Origin of the sequence: Nitrospirillum goiasense, from assembly GCF_034427435.1 — a bacterium.
Taxonomy (GTDB): Bacteria; Pseudomonadota; Alphaproteobacteria; order Azospirillales; family Azospirillaceae; genus Nitrospirillum.
Map to the genome: position 1 here is coordinate 86,322 of NZ_JAXQNP010000002.1, position 23,360 is coordinate 109,681.

A 23,360-nucleotide genomic window follows, 5' to 3' on the forward strand; every position below is an offset into this window, starting at 1 on the left:
GCTCAACCCTTTCTCAACACTCTTGGCCGCTTCTAGGCATGGCGACGCGCCGCCGTCAATGCGCGCGACCCGCCATGGCCCCCAACACGGGCCTCTGGAAGGCGGGTGACGCCTGCGTCCGGCGCATCACATAAAGACATCTTTATGTTTGCATCTGTATCCCCGGATGACTAGGGTGGCGAACATTGTTACCTGGAACATACCCGGCGTCCCTTATGCCGGTGGAGTACGCGATCATGGCCCTGACCCGTTCCGAACGCCTGGCCCGCCTGCCGGACCTGCTGAAGCAGCGCATCCTGGTGCTGGACGGCGCCATGGGCACCATGATCCAGGGCTATAAGCTGGATGAGGCCGGCTATCGCGGGGAGCGGTTCAAGGACTGGCACCGCGACCTGCGCGGCAACAACGACCTGCTGAACCTGACGCAGCCGCAGATCGTGCGGGAAATCCACCAGCAGTATTTCGACGCCGGCGCCGACATCGTCGAGACCAACACCTTCAATTCCACCAGCATCAGCCTGGCCGACTACGGCATGGAGGATCTGGCCTACGAGTTCAACAAGGCCGGCGCCGCCCTGGCCCGCGCCGCCGGCGACGCGCTGGAGGATGCCGATCCGTCGCGCCCGCGCTACGTCGCCGGCGCCATCGGCCCGACCAACCGCACCGCCTCCATCAGCCCGGTGGTGACCGATCCCGGCTTCCGCAATGTGGACTTCGATGAGCTGCGCGCCGCCTATCGCACCCAGGTGGAGGGCCTGATCGACGGCGGCGTCGACATGCTGCTGGTCGAAACCATCTTCGACACCCTGAACGCCAAGGCCGCCCTGTTCGCCGCCGAGGAGGTGCTGGAGGAACGGGGGCTGGAACTGCCGGTCATGATCTCCGGCACCATCACCGACCGCTCCGGCCGCACCCTGTCCGGCCAGACGACGGAGGCCTTTTGGAACAGCCTGCGCCATGTGAAGCCGCTGAGCATCGGCCTGAACTGCGCGCTGGGCGCCGACCTGATGCGCCCCTATGTCCAGGAACTGAGCCGCATCGCCGACACCTATGTCAGCGCCCACCCCAACGCCGGCCTGCCCAACGAGTTCGGCGGCTATGACGAGACGCCGGAGCAGATGGCCGACGCGCTACGCCACTGGGCCGGCGACGGCCTGGTGAACATCGTCGGCGGCTGCTGCGGCACCTCCCCCGTCCACATCCGCGCCATCGCCGAGGCGGTGAAGGGCATCACCCCGCGGCCGCCGGCCGACCGCCCGGCGCGCATGCGCCTGGCCGGGCTGGAGCCGTTCGAGATGCCGGCGTTCTGATCCACCCCACCCAGCCCCCCAGCGCCCCGCCCCTCGTTTCGCTTCCGGAATCAGCCGCCATGACCCAGCCCCGCACCGCCGTCTTCATCAATGTGGGTGAGCGCACCAACGTCACCGGATCGGCCAAGTTCAAGAAGCTGATCCTGAACGGCGACTATGAGGCGGCCCTGGCCGTCGCCCGCCAGCAGGTGGAGGGCGGCGCCCAGATCATCGACGTGAACATGGACGAGGCCATGCTGGACAGCGAGGCCGCCATGGTCCGCTTCCTGCGCCTGATCGCCTCGGAGCCGGACATCGCCCGCGTGCCGGTCATGATCGACAGTTCGAAGTGGAGCGTGATCGAGGCGGGGCTGAAGAACGTCCAGGGCAAGGCCATCGTCAATTCTATCAGCCTGAAGGAAGGCGAGGACGCCTTCATCGCGCAGGCCCGCAAGGTGCGCCGCTACGGCGCCGCCGTGGTGGTCATGGCCTTCGACGAGAAGGGCCAGGCCGACACGGAGGAGCGCAAGGTGGCCATCTGCCGCCGCAGCTATGACGTGCTGGTGAACAAGGTCGGCTTCCCGCCCGAAGACATCATCTTCGACCCCAACATCTTCGCCGTCGCCACGGGCATCGAGGAACACAACAACTACGCCGTCGACTTCATCAACGCCACGCGCCGCATCCGCACAGAGCTGCCGGGCGCCCACGTCTCCGGCGGCCTGTCCAACGTCTCGTTCAGCTTCCGCGGCAACGAGACGGTGCGCCAGGCGATGCACGCCGTGTTCCTGTACCACGCCATCGCCGCCGGCATGGACATGGGCATCGTCAACGCTGGCGAGCTGCCGGTGTACGAGAACATACCGGCCGAGCTGCGCGAGCGGGTGGAGGATGTCATCCTCAACCGCCGTGAGGACGCCACCGACCGGCTGCTGGAGGTGGCGGAGAAGTACAAGGGCGGCGGCGCCAGGAAAGAGGCGGATCTGAGCTGGCGCCAGGCGCCGGTGAACCAGCGCCTGACCCACGCCCTGGTGCACGGCATGACCGACTGGATCGACGAGGATGTGGAGGAGGCGCGCCAGGCCGCCGACCGTCCGCTGTCGGTCATCGAAGGCCCGCTGATGGACGGCATGAACGTGGTGGGCGACCTGTTCGGCGCCGGCAAGATGTTTCTGCCCCAGGTGGTGAAGTCCGCCCGCGTCATGAAGAAGGCCGTGGCCTACCTGCTGCCCTTCATCGAGGCGGAGAAGGACGGCGCCGCCAACCGCAGCCACGGCAAGGTGCTGCTGGCCACCGTAAAGGGCGACGTGCACGACATCGGCAAAAACATCGTCGGCGTCGTCCTGCAGTGCAACAACTACGAGGTCGTGGATCTGGGCGTCATGGTGCCCTGCGCCCAGATCCTGGAGACGGCGCGCAAGGAAAAGGCCGACATCATCGGCCTGTCCGGCCTGATCACCCCATCGCTGGACGAGATGGTGTTCGTGGCCAAGGAGATGCAGCGCGAAGGCTTCGACCTGCCGCTGCTGATCGGCGGCGCCACCACCAGCAAGGTGCACACCGCCGTCAAGATCGACCCTGTCTACCAGGGCCCGGTCGTCCATGTCATCGACGCCAGCCGCGCCGTGGGCGTGGCCGGCAACCTGGTCAGCCTGGCGGCCAAGGCCGACTACATGCAGAACGTGAAGGGCGATTACGCCCGCATGCGCGAGGCCCACGCCCGCGCCCAGGCCAACCGCGCCCGCCTGCCCCTCGCCGACGCCCGCGCCAACCGGGCCAAGCTGGACTGGGCGGCATATGAGGCACCGCAGCCGCTGAAGCCCGGCCTGACGGTGTTCGAGGATTACGACCTGGCGGAGCTGGTGTCGCGCATCGACTGGCGCCCCTTCTTCCAGGCCTGGGAACTGGCCGGCACCTTCCCCGCCATCCTGGAGGACGCCGTGGTGGGTGAGGCCGCGCGCAACCTCTACGCCGACGCCCAATCCATGCTGCAGCGGATCATCGGGGAGAAGTGGCTGACGGCCCGCGCCGTGGTCGGCCTGTGGCCCGCCAACGCCGTGGGCGACGACATCGAGGTCTATGCCGATGCCGGCCGCACGACGGTGACGGCCACGGTGCACACCCTGCGCCAGCAGATGGCGCGCGAGGCGGGCCGCGACCGGCCGCACTTGGCCCTGGCCGACTTCGTGGCGCCCAAGGAAACGGGTGTCGCCGATTGGATCGGCGGCTTCGCCGTCACCGCCGGTATCGGGCTGGAGGAGCGCGCCAAGGCCTTCGAGGCGGCGCACGACGACTACAGCGCCATCCTGCTGAAGGCCCTGGGCGACCGCCTGGCCGAGGCCCTGTCGGAACGCATGCATGAGCGTGTGCGCACCGAGCTATGGGGCTACGCCGCCGGCGAGAGCCTGAGCAACGAGGATCTGATCGCGGAGAAGTACCGCGGCATCCGCCCAGCCCCCGGCTACCCCGCCTGTCCCGACCATACGGAGAAGGGCATCCTGTGGCGGCTGCTGGACGCGGAGAAGAACGCTGGCGTCACGCTGACCGAAAGCTACGCCATGACCCCCACCGCCGCCGTCAGCGGCCTGTACTTCGCCCATCCGGACGCCAAGTACTTCGGCCTGGGCAAGGTGGAACGCGACCAAGTGGCGGACTATGCCGCGCGCAAGGGCATGGACATGGCCACCATGGAACGCTGGCTGGCCCCCAACCTGAACTACGAGCCCGCCACGACGGACGGCGTGGCGGCGTAAGCTAATACTGTCGCCGGCCTCCTGGTGTTCCAGACGATGGCCGAACCGATGCCGGTGGTCGCGGCGGGTTACGGTTCCGGCGCCGGCCGGTCGATGCGGCGGACGGAGGAAATGGCCCGGTCCAGGCCGATGCGGGACAGGTCGTTAATGACATCCCACCCGCTGATCGTCACGCAGTCACGGTAGCCGGCGTGGCGGCACACCTCCCACGTCCCCCCCGTGACTGTCAGGGACCGCGCCCGGTCGTTCCACGTGGTGTCGGCAAGGTTCTCGTTATCCTCGTCAATGTCGAGGGTCCTGCCTCCCCGGTTCAGCTCCGAATAGAGGATGACCGTGGCGTCGGCCGCCCGCGCCATCGTGGACGGGGCGGTCGACAACACCAGACCCGTGGACATCAACAGGCGCGCAACGAAACGGGCCATTCCCATCCCCTGCCCCGGCAGGATCACTGCCAGATGTTGATCTGCTCCGGCGTGCAGCGGTAGTGCCAGCGATCCCCATTCCAGAAGATGCGGCCTTCCCACTCCTCGCCCCGGAAATTGACGTCGCCCGGCGGGCCGAAGCGCTGGACGAAGGCGTCATAGATGCGGCGGCGGCAATCGCCCATGGGCGGGGGGCCGTCCCGGCGGTCGTCATTCCAGGTGATGCCGCCGCCATAATTGGGCGGCGGGGGCGGGGGCTGGTCATAGGCCGGCGGGCCCGAGGGACCATTGTTCCAGGTGATGCCGCCGCCATAGCCGGGCGGCGGGCCATAGGCGGGCGGGGGCGGCGGCGGCTCGTAGACCGGCGGCGGGGGCGGTTCCGGCTGGTAATAGCGGCCGTCGATCTGCCGGGCGGAGGAGATGGCGTTGTACAGCCCGATCTCGCCCAAATCGCCGATCCGGGTGCCACGGCCGACGCGCTTGCAGTTACGGAAGCCGGAGTCCTTGCACACCTCCCACTCGCCTGAGCGCACGATCATGGACTTGGCGCGGTCGTTCCAGCGCCCCATGTCGGCCAGGTTTTCCACGCCGTCGCGGACGGTCAGCGCATCACCCCGGAAAAAGGCCTCGGAATACAGGGTGATTTCCCCCGCCAGCGCACCGCCAGCGGTCATCAGGGTGCCAGCCAGCACGGCCGCCCCCATCACTCGGTGCATCAATCGTGTCATGACGGTCCACCCTGTCGTCCGGCCCGGCGGGATGCCCCGCCGGCTCAAGTAAGTACCGGCCCAATTCCTTGCAATCATCGTTTGCAAGAATGCCTGCCGGCGGATTTAACCTAAACCGACGAGAATGGCGAGCCCGTGGCGGCGCGGTGGCATCATCCGGATTTCAGGTGCCGTCAGGGGGCCTTGGGCGCCCGCACCCCCAGCATGTGGCAGATGGCAACCGTCAGGTCGGCGCGGTTGAGGGTGTAGAAATGGAAATCCCGCACCCCTTCCCGCTCCAGCCGCAGGCACTGCTGCACGGCCACGGTGGCGGCCACCAACTGGCGGGTTTCGGGTTCCGCGTCCAGGCCGCCGAACAGGTCCGCCATCCAGGCGGGCACGGCGCAGTTGCACTTGGCGCCCAACTCCACAGCGCGTCCGAAATTGGTGATGGGCAGGATGCCCGGCACGATGGGGATATCGATGCCGGCCGCCGCCACCCTGTCGCGGAAGCGCAGGAACTTGTCGGTATCGAAGAAGAACTGGCTGATGGCGCGCGTCGCGCCGGCGTCCACCTTGCGCCGCAAATTGTCGATGTCGGCGGCGGCGCTGGCGGCCTCCGGATGGGTTTCGGGGAAGCAGGCCACGGAGATTTCGAAATCCGCCACCCGCTTCAGTCCCGCGACCAGGTCGGTGGCGTAGGCGTAGCCGCCGGGATAGGGCTGGTAACCGCTGCCGCCCAGGCCGCCGCTGCCGTCCGCCGCCTGGGGCGGGTCGCCACGCAGCGCCACGATGTGGCGGATGCCGGCGTCCCAATAGGCGCGCGCGATGGTGTCGATCTCTTCCTTGGTGGCCGCGACGCAGGTCAAATGGGCGGCGGCCGGGATGCCGGTGCGCTGCTGGATGGCGGTGACGGTGGCGTGCGTGCGTTCCCGGGTGGACCCGCCGGCGCCATAGGTGACCGACACAAAGGCCGGGGACAGCGGCGCCAGGCGGTGGATGGCTTGCCACAGCGTCTGTTCCATCTTTTCCGTCTTGGGCGGAAAGAATTCGAAGCTGACGCGCAGGTCCCGCGGCACGGTCACCAGCGGCTCACCACCCCCCAAAGGGCTGTCGGCGGCGGTCTCATTCACGATGGTCATGGCAAGTCTCGGCGTCTTCGGAAGGTCGTTAAGCGGGCCGCTGGCCGGACCACAGGGTCACGGTCAGGGGTGTGCCAGGCAGATGCACGGGTGCCGCCGCCGTCAGGCCGGCGTTGGCGAACCACTGCGCCATCTCCGCATCGGTGAAGCCCAGGCGGCGATGGGCATGGTCGGTCCGCAGGTTCTCCACGGCGTGGCTGGCGAAGTCGACCACCACCAGCCTGCCGCCGGGGCGCAGCGCGCGCGCGGCCTCGGCCAGCACCTCCTGCGGTTCCTCGGCATAGTGCAGCACTTGGTGGATGATCACCATGTCCTGGCTGCCGGTGGGAACCGGCACCTGGTACATGTCCGCCAGACGGACCTGGACATGGCGCAATCCCGCCTTTTCGAGGTTCGCCCGGGCCACCGCCAGCATCTCGCGCGAGGCGTCGATGCCCAGGGCCCGGGTGACGTGGGGGGCGAACAGCTCCAGCATGCGGCCAGTGCCCGTGCCGATGTCCAGCAGGTCGCCGATGCCGCCGGCGGGCACCAGGGCCAGCAGCGCCTGCTCCACCTCACGCTCCGGCACATGCAGGCTGCGCACCTCGTGCCAACGGGCGGCGTTGTCGCGGAAATATTGGGCCGCCGTCTCCTGGCGCGCGCGCTTGATCTGGTCCAGCCGTTCCAGATCCAGCGCCAGGCCTGGGTCGTCGGCCGGGATAGCGTCCACCAGGGTGCGGGCCAATTCCGCCACCGCCCCGCGTTCCGCCAGTCGGTAATAGGCCCAGATGCCCTCGCGGAAGCGGTCCAGCAGGCCCGCGTCGCACAACAGTTTCAGGTGGCGGGACACACGCGGCTGGCTCTGACCCAGAATCTGGGTCAATTCGCTGACCGTCAGTTCACCATGGGCACACAGGGCCAGCAAGCGCAGGCGCGTCGGTTCGGCCGCCGCCTTCAATGCCCCTAGCAGAAAGTCCATGGTCCACCAGAATCCTACGCCGTCATTTCGTCGGATCATTTGTACATATAAAGATGTCTTTATGCGAGAGATTTTGTGCTCTCTCGCGAGAGGCCCGGTCGGGGTCGCACCGGGAGGGTGTTGCGGCAGGCCTACGACGGGATGCCGAGCGCACCAGGCACCGTCCCGGCACCCACCCGCCGGATGGCTGAATCCTATATCGAAGGTTGGATAGAAAATGGCCCCAGCCTGGCCCACCTCATAGTGGTGCCTGGATTTGGCCACAAAGTATGCCAATCATTCCCCCCAGTAACCAACTTAACCGTGGGTTGACGCATGCGCCTCATGTCGCTGACCGTGCCGGATGGGTCCTTGGCTTCCAGCCCGAAGCGGCCCCCTCCGGACCGCTGGGGACGGCGTTTGGCCCCCCCATTACTTGCCTTGATGGCCTTGCTCGGCACATCGGCCTGCGCCCACAAGCCCGACAGCACCCCTGCGCAGCCCGCCTTGGCGGGTCCGGAGGCCAATGACCCGCTGGAAGGGATGAACCGGGGCGTGTTCTGGTTCAACGACCAGGTGGACCAGGCCGTCCTGCGCCCGGTGGCCCAGGCCTATCGCTGGGCCATCCCGCCGGCCCTGCGCGATGCCGTGTCCAACGTGCTGAACAACGTGCGCTCCCCCCTCACCTTGGCCAACAACCTGTTGCAAGGCGACTTCGAGGGCGCTGGCGTGACGGTGGAACGGTTCGTCATCAATTCCACGGTGGGCATCGGTGGCCTGGTCGACGTGGCCGCCGCCAACGGCATCCCCTATCATTATCAGAGCCTGAGCCAGACCTTCGCCGTCTGGGGCATCGACGAGGGGCCCTATCTGGTGCTGCCCTTCCTGGGCGCCTCCTCCGTTCGTGACGCCGCCGGCTTCGGGCTGGAGGCATGGGGCGATCCCGTCACCCGCGTCGCCAGCAACACCAACAACGACTGGGCCAACTATACCCGCGTCGGCTTGACAGTGCTCGACGCGCGGTCAACGTACTTCGAGGCGCTGGACGATCTGCGCAAGAACAGCGTCGATTACTACGCCGCCATCCGGGCCGCCTATCGGCAGCAACGCGACGGCTACATCCTGAACGGCAAGGCAGATCCGCGCCAATATCCCACCATTCCCGACTACTCCCAGAACCCCGACCCGTAATAGAAAGGCGCCCGGCGCCTGGGCGTCGGCCATGCCGTCGCCATGATGGAAGTGGGACGCCCGAAACTGTACTGACCCGCCGTGACCCCCATCACTGCATCAGCCCCCGTCCCCAGCGGACAGTCTTGACACACGAAGAGATCAACAAGGCCATGACCAACATGCTGACGCGCCGTACCCTTTTGCTCGGCACCGCCACGATGGGCCTCGCCCTTTCCCTGGGCATGCCCTTCGCCACCCCCGCGCTGGCCGCCGCCGATGCCGGCGCGGCCGTGAAGTTCGTGCAGGGATTGGGCGACCGGGCCATCGGCGTCCTGTCCAAGCCTGGCGCATCGAAGGCGGAAATCCAGTCCACCTTCACCCAGCTCCTGGAACAGAATTTCGACCTGCAGACCATTGGCCGCTTCGTCCTGGGCCGGTACTGGAACATCGCCAACGACGCCCAGCGCCAGGAATACATGAAGCTGTTCCAGACCATGATCGTCTCGGTCTACGCGGAGCGGTTCAGCCAGTACGCCGGTGAGACGTTCAAGGTCGGCAACGCCCAGCCGGACGGTGAAAAGGACGCCATCGTCAACAGCCAGGTCATCCGGTCCAACGGCCCGGCGGTGAATGTCGATTGGCGCCTGCGTTCCAAGGACGGCAGCTTCCGCATCATCGACGTGGTGGTGGAGAACGTCAGCATGAGCCTGACGCAGCGGTCGGAGTTCGCCTCCGTGATCGAAAGCCACGGCGGCGACTTCAACGCCCTGCTGGAAGCCCTGCGCGACCGTATTCAGAAGGCCAACGCCGGCGTGGCCCAATAACGCCGGCACCATCGAGAGAATTGGCAGTTGGAATGGCGCCCCGGGGCAACGACCTCGGGGCGCCATTTCTTTTTGGCGCTGGGCACCGTAGCCTTCCCCCATGCTCGTGGAATGGATCACCAGCGGCCTGACGGCCTGCCCTCCCGCCGCGCGGCGACTGGGATATCATCGCCAGGCGGCGGCCATTGCCGCGCGGGGCCGCCGCCGCGCCCGCGACTGGGCGCCCCATTTGGAAAACAGCCGGCGGCAGGTGGCCGAGGCGGCGGAGCGGTTCGGCCGGGGTGGCACCCTGCTGGTCCTGGGTTCCGGCCCGCTGCTGGACCTGCCGCTGGCGGCGCTGCGGCCCCGTTTCGGCCGTCTCATCCTGGCCGATATCGCCCATGGGCCGGCGGCGCGCTGGCGGGCTTGGCGCGATCCCCGGATCACCCTGGATCTCGTGGACCTGACCGGTCTGGTGGACCGCATCGCCGCCGGACGGCCCCTGACGCCCAGGTGCGACGCTTATGTCGGCACCGCCTTGGATTTGGTCGTCTCGCTGAACCTGGCGTCGCAACTGCCCCTGGCGGCGCGGAGCCTGGTGGCGGCGCAAGAGGGGGAAGCGGTGGCCGACCGGCTGGCGGCGGCCATCGTGCAAGCGCACCTCGATCACCTGGCCCACCTGGCCGCCCCCTGCCTGATCCTGGCGGACGTGGAGCGCCGATGGCGGGATGGCCAGGGGCGCGTCCAATCGGTCGAAGACCCGTTGTTTGGCCAGGCACTGCCGGGGAAGCGCCTGGCCGCATGGCCATGGGCCGTGGCGCCGCCCGGTGAAATCACCCGCGACACCGCCTTTGAAACCACGGTGGCCGCCCATCTGCTGCCGCCGCCCGACCAGTCATAGGGCGGACCGGTCACGAGAATGTCATGCGCCCAGGGTCGCAACCGATGGTCGTTGATGATAGACGCCGCGCCATCGAAGGCCAGGGGCGCACGCCATGACCGAGGATTCACTACCTGAACGCACCAGCCTCTACCGGTTCATCATGCGCAGGGTGGGCGACCCTTGGGTCAGCGAGGACCTGGTGCAGGAAACCTTCATCCGCCTGTTCACCTATCGGCTGAAAAGCACGGTGGGGGACAATGCCGCCCTGTGCTTCCGCATCGCCCAGAACCTGGTGCGCGATCATTTCCGCGCCAGCCATCGGGCCGCGACCGAAGAGCTGGGTGACGATCTGGCGTGCGACGCCCCCCGGGCGGAGGAGGTGATCATGCACCGTCAGCGCGTGGCCGCCTTCCAACGGGCCCTGGAGGCCATGCCTCCCTTGCGCCGCGAGGTGTTCGTGCGACGGCGCCTCAAGGGGGAGAGCCTGCGTGACATCGCGCAGGCCCTGGACATGAGCGAGGCGGCGGCGGAAAAGCATGTGGTGCGCGCCTTGGAATGGCTGCACCAGGAAATGTCCCGCAGTGAACGCGCCCGCCCCCGCGCCGCGCGGCAGGAGGAAGCGCCGTGAGGGCCGACCGTCGCGATGTCTGGAACCCCAGCCCGGTGGAAGAGGCGGCCCGTTGGGCACTGCGCCGCGCCGACGCCCCCCTGACACCGGAGGAGGAAGCGGCCTTCCAAGCCTGGCTGGCGGCCGATCCAGACCATAGGGACAGTTATCGCGCGCTGAACGCCACCCTGGGGGACCCCGCCCTGGCCGAGGCGCTGGCCGGCCTGGGCACGGCCCCGCACGCGGCCCGGCGGCCGAGCCGCCCGCCCATGCCTCGCGCAATTCCTGGGGCGCGGCGCCTGCTGCCCGGTCTGGCCCTGGCCGCTTGCGCCGCGTTGGCGCTGGTCGTCGTCTGGCCCAACGTCGACCGCTACATGGCCACGCCGCTGCGCTATGAAACCGCAGCCGGCCAAGGCCGCACCGTCACACTGCCCGACGGCACGGCGCTGAACCTCAACGGCGACACGGTGGTCGAAGCGCGCCTGGGCCACGGCCACCGGTGGCTGACCTTGATCCGGGGCGAAGCCTTCTTCGACGTGGCGCACGACAGCGACCGGCCGTTCGAGATTCAGGCCGGCGACCGCGCCGCCATCACCGTCCTGGGCACCGCCTTCGATATCGACCTGACCCGCGACGTAGTGGAACTGTCCGTCTATCGCGGCCGGGTGCGCCTCAGCGCCACCGGCGGCCGGCGCGAGCTGACGGCGGGACAGCGCGCCGACGTCCATAACGGACAGCTTCAGGCCATGGCCGACTTCAACCCCACCGCCGAGGATTGGCGCCAGGGTTGGTTGGAAACGGAGGGCATCACCCTGGGCCGTCTGGCCGAACGGCTGAGCCGCCGCAGCGCCGTGCCCATCGTGCTGACCGACAGCCGCTTGGCCGCGCGACAAATCTCCGGCCGCTTCCGGCTGGATGACCCCGCCCGCCTGCTCGGCACCCTAGGCCGGGTCCACGGCTTCACCGTGGAGCGGGACGCCGATCGCCTGGTGCTGCAACCCACGGCGTAGGCCCCGTCTCACAAGCTTCATAAAATTCGATGTCCGGTTTCCCAACCGCCGGTCGTCTTCCGGCCCGAGGTCGCGCCCACGGGGGGACGCGGCCACGGGATTTGGGGACAAGAATGAAGAACCTGGATACGGCCCTCGGCCGCGCCCTGCGCCATCTGCGCGCCTCAGCCTCCGCCTTGGCCCTGGCCACGGCGGCGATCACGGCCACGGCGCCGGCCGCCCTGGCGGCGCAGAGCGTGACGCAGTTCAGCATCGCCGCCGGCGACCTGCGCGCCGCGCTCAACGCCTTTTCCCGCGCCACCGGCCTGCAGGTGCTTGCCGACCCGGCGCTGCTGGACGGCAAGCGCACCGGCGGCCTCAGCGGCGCCTTCAGCACCCCGGACGCGCTGGGCCGCCTGTTAGCCGGCACCGGGCTGGACTACACCCTGGACGGCGACAGCGTCGTGCTGAAAATGGCGGCCGCCAAGGCAGCGACTGCCGCCCCGGCCGCGACCACGCCCCCCGCCACCAGTCTGGCGGCCGCCGACGCCAGCCCGCTGGAAGAGATCATCGTCACCGGCTTCGCCGGCAGCGTCACCCGCGCCCTGGACACCAAGCGTCTGGCGGACAATGTGGTGGACGCCATTTCGGCGGAGGATATCGGCAAGTTCCCCAGCCAGAACGTGGCCGAGGCCATGCAGCACATACCGGGCGTCACCATCTCCCGCGACCGGGGCGAGGGCCTGTTCGTCCGCATCCGCGGCCTGGGCCCGGATTTCGAGGTCACCACCCTGAACGGCCGCAGCATGGCGGTGAACGAGAACGTGCGCGACAGCGGCCAGTCGGGCCGCAACTTCCGCTTCGACACCCTACCGTCCGAACTGGTGTCGGGCATCGAGGTGGTCAAAAGCCCCCTGGCCAGCCAGGATGAGGGCGCCATCGGCGGCCTGGTGAACATCCGCACCTTCCGCCCGCTGGAACTGGGCGACCTGACCTTCACCGGGTCGGCCAGCGGCAGCTATGCCCAGTTGGCCGACGCCGCGGACCCCCACGTCTCCGGCCTGACCAGCTGGAACAACGATGCGAAGACCTTCGGCGTGCTGCTGGCCGCCGTGTATGACGAGCGCACGGTGCGACAGGACCGCGTGCTGGGAGGGAGCTGGACCCTCTATCCCAACGGGATCGACACCAATGGTGACGGCAAGGCCGACAGCGGCCCCGTCATCGACGCCAGCGGCGAGCGCCCGACCCTGGAGATGCAGCACAGCCGCCGCGTGGGCATGAACGCCGCCGCCCAGTGGGCGCCCAACGACAACCTGGAGATCGGCCTGGACGTGCTGTTCACCCGGCTGAACATGCATTACGACGAGAAGACCTACTCCGCCGACTGGACCATATCCAAGGCGGTGCCGGGCAGCGTGTCCATCCGGGACGGGGCCGTCGTGGCAGCGACCGCCCCGGTCAGCGTGCAGATCGGGCGCGAGGAGTCCGACCTGCTGCACACCAACTACCAGGTGGGGCTGAACGGCAAGTACCGCATCGACGGCTGGACCCTGTCGGCGGACGGCGCCTATAACCGCGCCGACAGCGGCACGCCCACGCCCATCCGCCGGTCCCGCATCCTGGGCTCCGCCGGCCAGGTCAGCTTCAGCATGCCGTCGTCGGACGACGGCGTGCCCAGCCTGAACTATCTGACCGCCGACCTGAACTCCATCACCCTGCTGCCCGGCCGCCGGCTGGAGTGGCGCACCGAGAACGCCAAGGACACGGAAGGCGCCATCCAGGTCGATGCCGAACATGACCTGGATTGGGGGCCCTTTTCCAAGATCCAGATGGGCGCCAAGTACCGTGACCGGGGCCGCGATTACGACCGCCGCGACCTGACCATCACCCAGAACATCGCCGGCCAGTATTTCCCCGCCAGCTATTACGACAGCTTCCCGGTCAGCGGCTTCCTGGCCGACGCCTCCGGCACCCTGCCCCGCACCTGGCTGGTGCCGGACACCGGCGCCTTCTTCAGCCGCATGGATCCGAACCTGGTGAACCAGCCGCTGACGGCCGCCGACCAGCGCAATTCCTACAAGGTGACGGAAACCATCAGCGCCGGTTACGTCATGACCAGCCTGTCCACCACCTTGTTCGGCCTGCCCTTGCGCGGCGATGCCGGTGTGCGCGTCACCAACACCGACCAGACGTCCAGCGGCAGCGCCACCAGCGGCACCAAGGCCATCCCGGTGCGGTACGAGCGCATCTACACCAACGCCCTGCCGTCGGCCAACCTGGTGCTGGAGTTGCAGCCCGACGTGCAACTGCACCTGGCGGCGTCCAAGGTCATCACCCGGCCGTCGCTGTCCAGCCTGGGCCCGCAGATCACGCTGAACTCCTCCAACACCATCTTCACCGCCAGCGGGGGCAACCCGCAGCTCCGCCCCTATGAGGCATGGCAGTACGACGCCTCGGCCGAATGGTACTTCACCCGCAGCAGCGCGCTGATCGCCGACTTCTTCTACAAGGACATCAGCACCTTCACCTTCAACCAGGTGACCCCGCTGGTGGTGGATGGACAAAGCTATCTGCTGACCGCCCCCGTCAACGGCGGCGGCGCCCATGTCATCGGCGGCGAGCTGGCCTATCAGCAGCTATTCACCTTCCTGCCCGCCCCCTTCGATGGCCTGGGCTTCCTGGCCAACCTGACCATCACCAATTCCGGCGCGACCTACCACGACATCACCACCGGCCGCTTTTTCGAGGCCGATCTGGCCGGTGTGGCCCGCCACAGCTATAACCTGACCGCCTTTTACGAGAAGGGCCCCATCGGCGTGCGCGCCGCCTATAGCTGGACGGGCAACATCCTGAACCAGGTGGGCACCAACGGGCTGTCGTCGGTCAACGACCGGGCCTTCGGCACCCTGGACCTGAACGCCACCTACGCGGTGGACGACCACATGACCCTGACGGCGGAGGCCATCAACGTGACCGGTTCGGCCCAGAGCCAGTATGTGAACAACGGCCTGTTCGCCACCTACACCGACTTCGGCCGCACCTTCCGCTTCGGCGTCCGGGTGAAATACTGATGGGCGGCAAGGCCCTGCTGCGGGGGCTGGCGGCGGCGATGCTGCTGCTGGTCCTCCCCGCCGAGCTAGAGGCGGCGGAGGCGCCGGCGGACAAGCTGGAACGGGTGGTCATCCTGACGCGGCACGGCATCCGTGCCGCCATGTCCACGCCGGAGGAGCTGGGCCGCTGGACGGCGGAGCCCTGGCCGGCCTTCGCCGTGCCGCCCGGCCACCTGACGGCCCACGGCTTCCAGGCCGCCGTCCTGTTCGGCGCCTATTACCGGGAGCATTACCGGGCACTGGGGCTGTTGCCGGCGGGTGACTGCGCCGCCGCCCGGGTGCATGCCAACCTGCCCCAGCGCACGGTGGAGACGGGGCGGGCATTGGCCGAGCAGTTGCTGCCCGGCTGCCCCGCCAAAATCGACACGGTGACGACCAAGGCGGACCCGCTGTTCGACCCGGTGCCGGCGGGGACCACGCATCTCGATCCCGACCTGGCCCTGGCGGCGGTGCGCGGCCGCGTCGGCGACGCCACGGCCTGGACGGCAGCGCATGCCGACACGGTGGAGGCCCTGCAGCGCCTGCTGCTGAACTGCGCCCCGGCGGACTGCCGGGCCCAGGTCCAGCCGGGCGGCCGGCTGGCGGGCCGCCGGCTGCTGACCGACGTGCCATCGTCGCTGGGTCGGGGCCAGGGCGATGACTGGCTGGCCCTGCAAAGCCCGCTGGCCACGGCGTCCGGCCTGACGGAAAGCCTGATCATGGCCTATGCCGACGGGGCGCCGCTGGCCAGCCTGCTGGGCGGACGGGCGACCGCGGACGCGCTGAACCGCGCCGGGGCCGCCCATGCCGCCGACCTGGACGCGCGGCTGCGCACGCCCTACATCGCCCGCGTGGGCGCCAGCCCGCTGGCCCGGCACCTGGCGGACCTGCTGGCCGGCGACGGCCCCGCCGTCAGCGTGCTGGTGGGCCATGACGGCACCATCCTGCTGCTGGCGGGCCTACTGCGCCTGGATTGGGTGCTGCCGGGATATCAGCCCGACCAGGTGCCCCCCGGATCGGCGCTGGTGCTGGAACGCTGGCGCCGGGCGGACGGCCAAACCGTCATCCGCGCCCGCTTCACGGCGCAAAGCCTGGACCAATTGCGCACCCTGGCGCCCCTGACCGAGGCCCAGCCACCCCTGTCGGCACCCGTCTTCATCCCCGGGTGCAGCCAGGCGGGCCCGGCGTTGGACTGCCCACTGGAACGGTTCCGGCAAGTGGTGGACGACGCCACGCGGGGCGACTGAGCCCCCAATGAAAACGGGGAGCGGCATCACCGCTCCCCGTTTCCCATTCCACTGACCGCAGGCGCTTAGTTGCGCACCAGCGGGCGGTATTTGATGCGGTGCGGCTGATCGGCGGCCGAGCCCAGGCGGCGCTTGCGGTCGGCTTCGTAGTCCTGGTAGTTGCCCTCGAACCAGACCACCTGGCTTTCGCCCTCGAAGGCCAGGATGTGGGTGGCGATGCGGTCCAGGAACCAGCGATCGTGGCTGATGACCACGGCGCAGCCGGCGAAGCTGACCAGCGCCTCTTCCAAGGCGCGCAGGGTTTCCACGTCCAGGTCGTTGGTCGGTTCGTCAAGCAGCAGGACGTTGGCGCCGGACTTCAGCATCATGGCCAGGTGGACGCGGTTGCGCTCACCGCCCGACAGCTGCCCCACCTTCTTCTGCTGGTCGGAACCACGGAAGTTGAAGGCGGAGACATAGGCGCGGCTGGGCATGGACTTCTTGCCCAGCTCGATGATGTCCAGGCCGCCGGAGATCTCTTCCCACACCGTCTTGTTGGGGTTGAGGGCGTCTCGGCTCTGGTCGACATAGCCCAACTTCACCGTCTCACCCACCTTGAAGGTGCCGGCGTCGGGCGTGTCCTGGTTGGTGATCATGCGGAACAGGGTGGTCTTGCCGGCGCCGTTGGGGCCGATGATGCCCACGATGCCACCCGGCGGCAGACGGAAGGACAGGTCGTCGATCAGCAGGCGGTCGCCGAAGCCCTTCTTCAGGTGATCGGCCTCGATGACCACGTTGCCCAGGCGGGGCGGCACGGGGATGACGATCTGGGTGTCGGTGATCGCCTCCTTCGTGCTCTGGGCCAGCAATTCCTCGTAAGCCTGGATACGGGCCTTGGACTTGGCCTGGCGGGCACGCGGGCTCTGCCGCACCCACTCCAGTTCCTGGGCCAGCTGCTTCTGGCGGGCGTCCTCGGTGCGGCCTTCCTGGGCCAGGCGCTTTTCCTTCTGCTCCAGCCAGCTGGAGTAGTTGCCCTCGTAGGGGATGCCCGAGCCGCGGTCCAGTTCCAGGATCCAGCCGGTGACGTTGTCCAGGAAGTAACGGTCGTGGGTGACCATCACCACCGTGCCCTTGTAGTCGGCCAGGAAGCGCTGCAACCAGGCCACACTTTCGGCGTCCAGATGGTTGGTCGGTTCGTCCAGCAGCAGCATGTCGGGCTTGGACAGCAGCAGCTTGCACAGCGCCACGCGGCGCTTCTCACCGCCCGACAGCTTGGTCACGTCGGCGTCGCCCGGGGGGCAGCGCAGGGCGTCCATGGCGATGTCCACGGTGCGCTCGATGTCCCAGGCGTCGGCGGCGTCGATCTTCTCCTGCAGCTCCGCCTGCTCGGCGATCAGCGCGTCGAAGTCGGCGTCCGGGTCCGCCATGGCGTTGCTGACCTCGTTGAACCGGTCCAGCAGGCCCTTGGTGGCGCCCAGGGCGTCCATGACGTTTTCCTGGACGTTCTTGTTGGGGTCCAGCTGCGGCTCCTGCGGCAGGTAACCGACGGACACGCCGTCGGCGGCCCAGGCCTCGCCGTTGTAGTCCTTGTCCAGGCCGGCCATGATCTTCAGCAGGGTGGACTTACCCGAGCCGTTCACGCCCAGCACGCCGATCTTGGCGCCGGGATAGAAGCTCAGCCAGATGTTCTCGAAAACCTTGCGGCCGCCGGGGTAGACCTTGGTCACACCCTTCATCACGTATACATATTGGTACGACGCCATGGGCTGTCTCTTCACAAAGGGTGGCAACAAGGGCAGGGTCGCGACCCAGCCGGCGACGCCTTTTACCCCACCATCCCCCCCGCGCGCAACGCGGGCCGCACGCATCCGAAAGCCTTAACCCCCTGCTGGAGATCCCATGCTGGAGATCTATGTCGACGCCGACGCCTGCCCCGTGAAGGAGGAGGTGTTCAAGGTGGCGGAACGCTATCAGCTCAAGACCTATCTGGTGTCCAACGCCCCGCTGCGGGTGCCGCCCGGCGGCCTGGTGCAGCTGGTGGTGGTCAGCGACGGATTCGACGCCGCCGACGATTGGATCGCAACCCATTGCGGCGTGGGCGACATCGTCATCACCGCCGACATCCCCCTGGCCGACCGCAGCCTGAAGGCCGGCAGCCGGGTCATAGGCCCCACCGGCCGTCCCTTCACCCCGCAGTCCATCGGCACGGCCATCGCCACCCGCGCCCTGATGAGCGACCTGCGCGCCATGGGCGTGGTCCAGGGCGGCAACGCCCCCATGGCCAAGCGCGACAAGTCGCAGTTTCTGCAGGCGCTGGACCAGGCGGTGAACGCCGTCCGCAAGACCGGCAAGTAGACCGACAGCGCCAACCAGCGGCGATGTCACAGCTTCGTCACAGGACAGGCCCCCACCCGCCCCTTTCCCGCCCCAATGGCCCCCCACGCTGCCGAGACAGCAGGCGGAGCGACCGCCAGCCGCAGCGATGGAGGGTTTGGGCATGCATTGTTATTTCGGGCGCAAATCCGCCCTGCTGGCGGCGGTGCTTTTGTCCCTATGCGTGGCCCTGGGCGGCGGCGTCGCCCGGGCCGACACGCAGCACGGCGTGGACGCCTTCAAGCGCAAGGATTATCCCACGGCCCTGGCCGACCTGACACCCGCCGCCGACAAGGGCGATGCCGAGGCGCAGACCTATCTGGGCTGGATGTATGAAAAGGGCCTGGGCGTGCCGGTGGATTACACTCGCGCCCGGACCTGGTACGCCAAGGCGGCCGCCAAGGGCCATGCCCACGCCCTGAACAACCTGGGCTCGCTCTACTATCTGGGCAACGGCGTGTCCAAGGACGCGCCCAAGGGCATCAGCCTGTTCCGCAAGGCGGCCAAGAAAGGCGACGCGCAGGCGCAGATGAACCTGGCCATGATCTATTACCTGGGCCAGGACACGCCCAAGGACGATGTGGAGGCTGCCCATTGGGCCCGCGCCGCCGCGCGCCAAGGGGAACCCCATGCCCAGACGCTGCTGGCCCGCCTCTACGACACCGGCGCCGGCCTGCCGCGCAACCCGGTGCTGGCCTACACCCTGGCCATGCTGTCGGGTGAGAACCCCGACTCCCAGGCCCTGCGCACCCGCCTGGACGGCGAGCTGACGACCGCCCAGAAGGCGGAAGCGCAAACTCTGGCCCAGTCCTGGCAGCCGGGCCAGCCCTTGCCGACAGCAACACGGACGTAAGCGCCTGCCATTATCCCGCCTTAGTTGTCGATCAACCTGCGCTGGCACGCCTGGAAGCGTGCCGATGGAGGGAAATATCACATGGGGAACAGAAGGATAAGGTGGCCGCGCGCGTCGCGCCCCTTGGTCATGGCAGCCTGGGTCATGGCGGCGGGATCGGCCGCTGCCGCGACGCCACAGGCCGACACGCCACCCGCGTCCAGCGTGCCCGCCGCGACATCCGCGCTGGACCAGGGTATCGCGGCCTTCGAGGCGGGGAAAGAGACCGAGGCGGTGGCCCTGCTGACGCCGCTGGCGGAAAAGGGTGACGCCGAGGCGCAAACCTATCTCGGATGGATTTATGAGGAGCCGCCGATGGCGATTGAGCCCGCCTCGGGCCGGCGCGCGCCGCCCCCGTTCGTCCATGACAACGCCCAGGCCCGCGCCTGGTACGAGAAGGCCGCCGCCCAAGGCGAGGCCCATGCCATGAACAACCTGGGCTCCCTCTATTTCCTGGGACGGGGCGTGCCTCAGGACCCGGCCAAGGGCCTCGCCCTGTTCAAACGGGCGGCGACCAACGGCGATCTCCAGGCGCAAAAGAACCTGGCCGGAATCTACAGCCTGGGCATCGGCACCCCGAAGGACCCGAAAGAATCGGCGAAATGGGGAACGGAAGCCGCGCAACAGGGGGATCAGGACGCGCTGTACTCCCTCAGCACCGTGTATGAGGCCGGCGAGGGCGTGCCGAAGGACCCGGTCGCCGCCTACATCCTGCTGAACCTCAGCCATAAAGCCGGCCCTGAGGCCGACGCCCTGCGCGCGCGGCTGGAACAGCGGCTGTCCGCCGACGAACGGCAATCGGCCCATGCCCTGGCGGCGGACTGGCATGCCGGCACGCCGCTGCCCCTGCCGATGCAGGCCCAAGGACTGGTGCAGCGTAAGCGTCAGCGCAGGGTCGCCTTCTCATGGCGTTATTGATGGGCATGCTGGCTGCTCAGCTTGAGCGGTGGGGGCATGGACGCGGTATCGGTGATTAGCAAGGAGGCGCTTCGAAGTGCTCATACGAGCGCTGCGGAGTTGCAGGGCGAGGTTCTGAGCGGGCCGGAGCGGCGGCGGCGTTGGAGCATCGAGGAGAAGCTGCGGGTTCTGGCGCAGAGTGTGGCGCCGGGGTCGTCGCCAAGCCTGACGTGCCGGATGCACGGTATCAGCACTGGCCAACTATCGACTTGGCGCAAGCAATTCCGGTCAGGCGAGTTGACGGGGTTCGTGCCGGTCTCGGTCATTGACGGCGGGGCTTTGCCCGAACCGGCCCTCGTGCCCGAGGTGCCGGAGGGCGCGCCCATGGCCGTAGGCGTGATTGAGGTCGAACTGCCGACCGGTGTGAGGTTGCGGATCACCGGTGATGTCAGCGAGGGCGCCTTGCGCCGGGTTTTGGCGGCGCTGTCGTGATCGGCATTCCCGGCAATGTTCGCCTTTATCTGGCGTGCGGCGCCACGGACATGCGCCGTGGGTTCGACAGCCTGGCCGCCCAGGTGCAGACGATGCTGAAGCTCGATCCCCATGACGGCGCGCTTTACGCCTTCCGGGGCCGTCGCGGTGACCTGATCAAGATTTTATGGTGGGACGGCCAGGGCCTCTGCCTGTTCGCCAAGCGGCTGGAGCGCGGCCGGTTTGTCTGGCCGCAGGCCAAGGAGGGCTCTGTCGCGCTCACCGCCGCCCAGGTTTCCATGCTGCTGGAGGGGATCGATTGGCGGACGCCGGTGCGGACCTGGCGGCCGGAGGCGGCGTGCTGAAGCCCGCGCGGCCCCCACGCGGCAAAGTGACTCGGATGCTGTCCACCACCCTGCCGATGGTGGCGGTTTCGGGTATAATCCGGTCCCATGATCGATGCCGCCGGAGAGATCGCCGAGCTTCGTGCCCGGCTTGCCGAACGCGAGGCTGAACTGGCCGCGGCGCGGGCGGAACTGACCGGCGCGCGCATCCTGATCGAACAGTACAAGGCCCAACTCGCCAAGTTGCGCCGGATGCAGTTCGGCCGCTCGTCGGAGAAGCTGGACCGGCAGATCGCGCAACTGGAACTAATGCTGGAAGACCTGGAGGAAGGCGAAGCGGCCCGGACGGCGCCGTCGCTGGATGCGGGGAGCGCGGCCCCGGAACGGCGCCCACGGGACCAGCGCCATCCGGTGCGTCGGCCTTTGCCAGAGCATCTGGTGCGCGAGGAGGTCATCCACTCGCCCGGTGATGTCTGCCCCGGTTGTGGCGGCACGCATTTCTCCAAGCTGGGCGAGGACGTGACCGAGGTGCTGGAGAAGGTCCCGGCCCGGCTCAAGGTGATCCGCCACATCCGGCCGAAGCTCTCCTGCCGGGCGTGCGAGGCGATCATCCAGGCAGCGGCACCGGACCTGCCGGTGGAGAAGGGGCGCCCCGGGCCCGGCCTGTTGGCCAATGTCGTGGTGTCGAAGTATCTGGACGGGCTGCCGCTCTACCGGCAATCGGCGATCCTGGCGCGCGAGGGCGTCGCGATCGAGCGCGCGACCTTGGCTGATTGGGTCGGCCATGCCGCCTGGTGGGTGGCGCCCCTGGCCGGTCTGATCGGCGCCCATGTGATGGCGGCGCCGATCATCCACACCGACGACACGCCGATCAAGGTGCTGGCCCCCGGCAACGGCCAGACCAGGCTTGGTCGCCTTTGGACCTATCTGGTCGATGAACGGCCCTGGTGCGGCGAGCGTGCGCCAGCGGCGTTCTATCGCTTCAGCCCGGACCGCAAGGGCGAGCGGCCCCGCGACCATCTCGCCGGGTTCAGCGGGGTGATCCAGGCCGACGCCTACACCGGCTATAAGGCCCTGACGCGACCGTCCAGCATCGCACCACCAACCATCGTCCACGCGGCGTGCTGGGCGCATGCGCGGCGGCACCTCTACGACCAGTACGAGAAGACCAAGTCACCGATCGCCGAGGAGGCCTTGCGCCGGATCGGGCGCCTCTATGAGGTCGAGGCCGCGATCACCGGCCTGTCGGCCGACCAGCGCCGGAACGCCCGACGGCAATTGGCCGTTCCCATCCTGGACGACCTCAAGCCATGGCTCGAGGCGCAGCGGCAGCGCCTGTCGGCGAAGAACACACTCGGCAAGGCCATCGGGTATGCACTGACCCGCTGGGACCAGCTCACCCTCTATGCCGCCGACGGCCGCATCGCCATCGACAACAACCCCGCCGAACGCTCCCTGCGCGGCATCGCCCTCACCCGGAAGAACTTCCTGTTCCTGGGCTCCGAGGCGGGCGGCGACAGGGCCGCACTCCTCTACTCCGTCCTGGAGACGGCGAAGCTGAATGGGCTTGATCCCGAAGCCTATCTGGCCGACGTCCTGGACCGCATGGCCAAGGGCCACCCCATCAACCGGCTGGCCGAGCTTCTCCCCTGGAACTGGACGCGCCAGGCTGACAAACTCGCGGCATGACCGCCGACACCCTCGCCATCCTGCGCATCGAACTGCTTCATACCGAGCCCCTGGTCTGGCGGCGTGTCGCCGTGCGCGGCACCACCAGCCTCGCGGCGCTCCACAAGATCATCCAAGCCGCCATGGGCTGGCTCGACTACCATCTCTGGGAGTTCGAGGTGGAAGGGACAACCTACGGCCTGCCCGACCCCGATGGCATGGACTGGGGCCGCACCATCAAGCGCGCCAGCACGGTCAAGCTGCAGAAGCTGCTCGACGCCGACGTCGAGACCGTCGGCTACGTCTACGACATGGGCGACAACTGGGAACACCGGCTCATCATTGAGCGCGTCGAGGCCGCCCAGCCGGACCAGCCATACCCTCAGTTCCTCGGCGGAGAGCGGCGCTGCCCGCCCGAGGATTGCGGCGGTTTGCCCGGCTACTACGAGTTCCTCGAAGACATCGCCGGGCCCGACAAGGGCAGAGGCAGCAAAAAGAAGAAGGAGGCCCTCGACTGGTACGGCGGCCCCTACGACCCGGACAACATCAGCGAAGAGCAGATCCACCTCGCATTCAAACGGATCGCCAGTGCTTCAAGAATGAAGAAAGCCGTCAACCGCTGAATCGATCGTCCACCCGCTGACGCTTACGGTGCAGCCGGCAGCGCACTGACCCCCGCACGCGCCAAGCCC

At 68.2% G+C, this 23,360-nt stretch carries 21 protein-coding genes; 16 read left to right on the forward strand and 5 right to left on the reverse strand.

Annotated elements, in window-relative coordinates; all coding sequences use genetic code 11:
* Nucleotides 1-236 precede the first annotated feature (236 nt).
* Together ULB03_RS02725 and metH are read left to right on the forward strand one after the other, a co-directional pair.
* On the forward strand, nucleotides 237-1,310 hold the full coding sequence (locus ULB03_RS02725) for a homocysteine S-methyltransferase family protein (protein ID WP_322481781.1): 1,074 nt from the start codon (nucleotides 237-239) through the stop codon (nucleotides 1,308-1,310).
* Nucleotides 1,310-4,042 (forward strand): methionine synthase, encoded by a 2,733-nt coding sequence (gene metH, locus ULB03_RS02730; protein WP_322483763.1) that lies wholly within the window; start codon nucleotides 1,310-1,312, stop codon nucleotides 4,040-4,042. The genes ULB03_RS02725 and metH overlap by 1 nt, the downstream gene beginning before the upstream one ends.
* 68 nt (nucleotides 4,043-4,110) lie before the next feature.
* Here metH and ULB03_RS02735 read toward each other — a convergent pair whose 3' ends face one another.
* The 4 genes from ULB03_RS02735 to ULB03_RS02750 form a co-directional block, all read right to left on the reverse strand.
* A complete protein-coding gene (locus ULB03_RS02735; protein WP_322481782.1) occupies nucleotides 4,111-4,464 on the reverse strand; it encodes a beta/gamma crystallin-related protein in 354 nt (117 codons plus the stop codon).
* A gap of 23 nt (nucleotides 4,465-4,487) precedes the next feature.
* Nucleotides 4,488-5,192 (reverse strand): beta/gamma crystallin-related protein, encoded by a 705-nt coding sequence (locus ULB03_RS02740; RefSeq protein ID WP_322481783.1) that lies wholly within the window; start codon nucleotides 5,190-5,192, stop codon nucleotides 4,488-4,490.
* Nucleotides 5,193-5,365: 173 nt separating this feature from the next.
* Nucleotides 5,366-6,313, reverse strand: coding sequence for a methylenetetrahydrofolate reductase (gene metF, locus ULB03_RS02745; protein ID WP_322481784.1), 948 nt, complete (start codon nucleotides 6,311-6,313; stop codon nucleotides 5,366-5,368).
* 28 nt (nucleotides 6,314-6,341) lie between these two features.
* The gene (locus ULB03_RS02750) at nucleotides 6,342-7,271 is read right to left on the reverse strand and encodes an ArsR/SmtB family transcription factor (protein ID WP_322481785.1); all 930 of its coding nucleotides are present in this window, start codon (nucleotides 7,269-7,271) and stop codon (nucleotides 6,342-6,344) included.
* Between the two features lie 423 nt (nucleotides 7,272-7,694).
* Here ULB03_RS02750 and ULB03_RS02755 point away from each other — a divergent pair, with 423 nt between their 5' ends.
* The 7 genes from ULB03_RS02755 to ULB03_RS02785 all read left to right on the forward strand — a co-directional run bounded on the left by ULB03_RS02755 (nucleotide 7,695) and on the right by ULB03_RS02785 (nucleotide 16,044).
* Entirely contained in the window at nucleotides 7,695-8,441 is a 747-nt protein-coding gene (locus ULB03_RS02755) for an MlaA family lipoprotein (RefSeq protein ID WP_322481786.1), read from the forward strand.
* A 125-nt stretch (nucleotides 8,442-8,566) separates the two neighbouring features.
* Nucleotides 8,567-9,247: an MlaC/ttg2D family ABC transporter substrate-binding protein gene (locus tag ULB03_RS02760; RefSeq protein ID WP_322481787.1), complete on the forward strand. Its 681-nt coding sequence runs from the start codon at nucleotides 8,567-8,569 to the stop codon at nucleotides 9,245-9,247.
* 100 nt (nucleotides 9,248-9,347) lie between these two features.
* Complete coding sequence (locus tag ULB03_RS02765) at nucleotides 9,348-10,127, forward strand: hypothetical protein (protein WP_322481788.1); 780 nt, start codon at nucleotides 9,348-9,350, stop codon at nucleotides 10,125-10,127.
* A gap of 94 nt (nucleotides 10,128-10,221) precedes the next feature.
* Complete coding sequence (locus tag ULB03_RS02770; protein ID WP_322481789.1) at nucleotides 10,222-10,737, forward strand: RNA polymerase sigma factor; 516 nt, start codon at nucleotides 10,222-10,224, stop codon at nucleotides 10,735-10,737.
* Nucleotides 10,734-11,726: a FecR family protein gene (locus ULB03_RS02775; RefSeq protein ID WP_322481790.1), complete on the forward strand. Its 993-nt coding sequence runs from the start codon at nucleotides 10,734-10,736 to the stop codon at nucleotides 11,724-11,726. Before ULB03_RS02770 ends, ULB03_RS02775 begins: the two co-directional genes overlap by 4 nt.
* Before the next feature lie 113 nt (nucleotides 11,727-11,839).
* Nucleotides 11,840-14,779 (forward strand): TonB-dependent receptor, encoded by a 2,940-nt coding sequence (locus tag ULB03_RS02780; protein ID WP_322481791.1) that lies wholly within the window; start codon nucleotides 11,840-11,842, stop codon nucleotides 14,777-14,779.
* Nucleotides 14,779-16,044 carry a histidine-type phosphatase gene (locus ULB03_RS02785; protein ID WP_322481792.1) on the forward strand — a complete coding sequence of 422 codons (1,266 nt, stop codon included), beginning with the start codon at nucleotides 14,779-14,781 and terminating at the stop codon, nucleotides 16,042-16,044. The genes ULB03_RS02780 and ULB03_RS02785 overlap by 1 nt, the downstream gene beginning before the upstream one ends.
* A gap of 65 nt (nucleotides 16,045-16,109) precedes the next feature.
* Here ULB03_RS02785 and ettA read toward each other — a convergent pair whose 3' ends face one another.
* Nucleotides 16,110-17,786: an energy-dependent translational throttle protein EttA gene (gene ettA, locus ULB03_RS02790; protein WP_044563973.1), complete on the reverse strand. Its 1,677-nt coding sequence runs from the start codon at nucleotides 17,784-17,786 to the stop codon at nucleotides 16,110-16,112.
* 139 nt (nucleotides 17,787-17,925) lie between these two features.
* On the opposite strand from ettA, the gene ULB03_RS02795 reads away from it, so the two are divergent.
* The 7 genes from ULB03_RS02795 to ULB03_RS02825 all read left to right on the forward strand — a co-directional run bounded on the left by ULB03_RS02795 (nucleotide 17,926) and on the right by ULB03_RS02825 (nucleotide 23,291).
* Entirely contained in the window at nucleotides 17,926-18,378 is a 453-nt protein-coding gene (locus ULB03_RS02795) for a YaiI/YqxD family protein (RefSeq protein WP_322483764.1), read from the forward strand.
* A 142-nt stretch (nucleotides 18,379-18,520) separates the two neighbouring features.
* Nucleotides 18,521-19,249 carry a tetratricopeptide repeat protein gene (locus tag ULB03_RS02800; RefSeq protein ID WP_322481793.1) on the forward strand — a complete coding sequence of 243 codons (729 nt, stop codon included), beginning with the start codon at nucleotides 18,521-18,523 and terminating at the stop codon, nucleotides 19,247-19,249.
* 129 nt (nucleotides 19,250-19,378) lie between these two features.
* Entirely contained in the window at nucleotides 19,379-20,206 is an 828-nt protein-coding gene (locus ULB03_RS02805) for a tetratricopeptide repeat protein (RefSeq protein WP_322481794.1), read from the forward strand.
* A gap of 36 nt (nucleotides 20,207-20,242) precedes the next feature.
* Nucleotides 20,243-20,677 (forward strand): IS66-like element accessory protein TnpA, encoded by a 435-nt coding sequence (gene tnpA / locus ULB03_RS02810; protein WP_322481361.1) that lies wholly within the window; start codon nucleotides 20,243-20,245, stop codon nucleotides 20,675-20,677.
* Complete coding sequence (gene tnpB / locus ULB03_RS02815; protein ID WP_322481360.1) at nucleotides 20,674-21,021, forward strand: IS66 family insertion sequence element accessory protein TnpB; 348 nt, start codon at nucleotides 20,674-20,676, stop codon at nucleotides 21,019-21,021. The genes tnpA and tnpB overlap by 4 nt, the downstream gene beginning before the upstream one ends.
* An 87-nt stretch (nucleotides 21,022-21,108) precedes the next feature.
* Nucleotides 21,109-22,689, forward strand: coding sequence for an IS66 family transposase (tnpC, locus tag ULB03_RS02820; protein WP_322481359.1), 1,581 nt, complete (start codon nucleotides 21,109-21,111; stop codon nucleotides 22,687-22,689).
* On the forward strand, nucleotides 22,686-23,291 hold the full coding sequence (locus ULB03_RS02825; RefSeq protein WP_322481358.1) for a plasmid pRiA4b ORF-3 family protein: 606 nt from the start codon (nucleotides 22,686-22,688) through the stop codon (nucleotides 23,289-23,291). The genes tnpC and ULB03_RS02825 overlap by 4 nt, the downstream gene beginning before the upstream one ends.
* Nucleotides 23,292-23,360: the final 69 nt, after the last annotated feature.

Bases quoted from the DNA above. Each gene is read 5' to 3' on its own strand.
- ULB03_RS02805 (WP_322481794.1), top strand. From the start codon at position 19,379: ATGGCAGCCTGGGTCATGGCGGCGGGATCGGCCGCTGCCGCGACGCCA.
- ULB03_RS02755 (WP_322481786.1), top strand. From the start codon at position 7,695: ATGGCCTTGCTCGGCACATCGGCCTGCGCCCACAAGCCCGACAGCACC.
- tnpC (WP_322481359.1), top strand. From the start codon at position 21,109: ATGATCGATGCCGCCGGAGAGATCGCCGAGCTTCGTGCCCGGCTTGCC.
- ULB03_RS02800 (WP_322481793.1), top strand. From the start codon at position 18,521: ATGCATTGTTATTTCGGGCGCAAATCCGCCCTGCTGGCGGCGGTGCTT.
- ULB03_RS02735 (WP_322481782.1), bottom strand. From the start codon at position 4,464: ATGGCCCGTTTCGTTGCGCGCCTGTTGATGTCCACGGGTCTGGTGTTG.
- ULB03_RS02740 (WP_322481783.1), bottom strand. From the start codon at position 5,192: ATGACACGATTGATGCACCGAGTGATGGGGGCGGCCGTGCTGGCTGGC.
- ettA (WP_044563973.1), bottom strand. From the start codon at position 17,786: ATGGCGTCGTACCAATATGTATACGTGATGAAGGGTGTGACCAAGGTC.
- ULB03_RS02725 (WP_322481781.1), top strand. From the start codon at position 237: ATGGCCCTGACCCGTTCCGAACGCCTGGCCCGCCTGCCGGACCTGCTG.
- ULB03_RS02825 (WP_322481358.1), top strand. From the start codon at position 22,686: ATGACCGCCGACACCCTCGCCATCCTGCGCATCGAACTGCTTCATACC.
- ULB03_RS02765 (WP_322481788.1), top strand. From the start codon at position 9,348: ATGCTCGTGGAATGGATCACCAGCGGCCTGACGGCCTGCCCTCCCGCC.
- ULB03_RS02780 (WP_322481791.1), top strand. From the start codon at position 11,840: ATGAAGAACCTGGATACGGCCCTCGGCCGCGCCCTGCGCCATCTGCGC.
- ULB03_RS02785 (WP_322481792.1), top strand. From the start codon at position 14,779: ATGGGCGGCAAGGCCCTGCTGCGGGGGCTGGCGGCGGCGATGCTGCTG.
- tnpA (WP_322481361.1), top strand. From the start codon at position 20,243: ATGGACGCGGTATCGGTGATTAGCAAGGAGGCGCTTCGAAGTGCTCAT.
- ULB03_RS02750 (WP_322481785.1), bottom strand. From the start codon at position 7,271: ATGGACTTTCTGCTAGGGGCATTGAAGGCGGCGGCCGAACCGACGCGC.
- metF (WP_322481784.1), bottom strand. From the start codon at position 6,313: ATGACCATCGTGAATGAGACCGCCGCCGACAGCCCTTTGGGGGGTGGT.
- ULB03_RS02770 (WP_322481789.1), top strand. From the start codon at position 10,222: ATGACCGAGGATTCACTACCTGAACGCACCAGCCTCTACCGGTTCATC.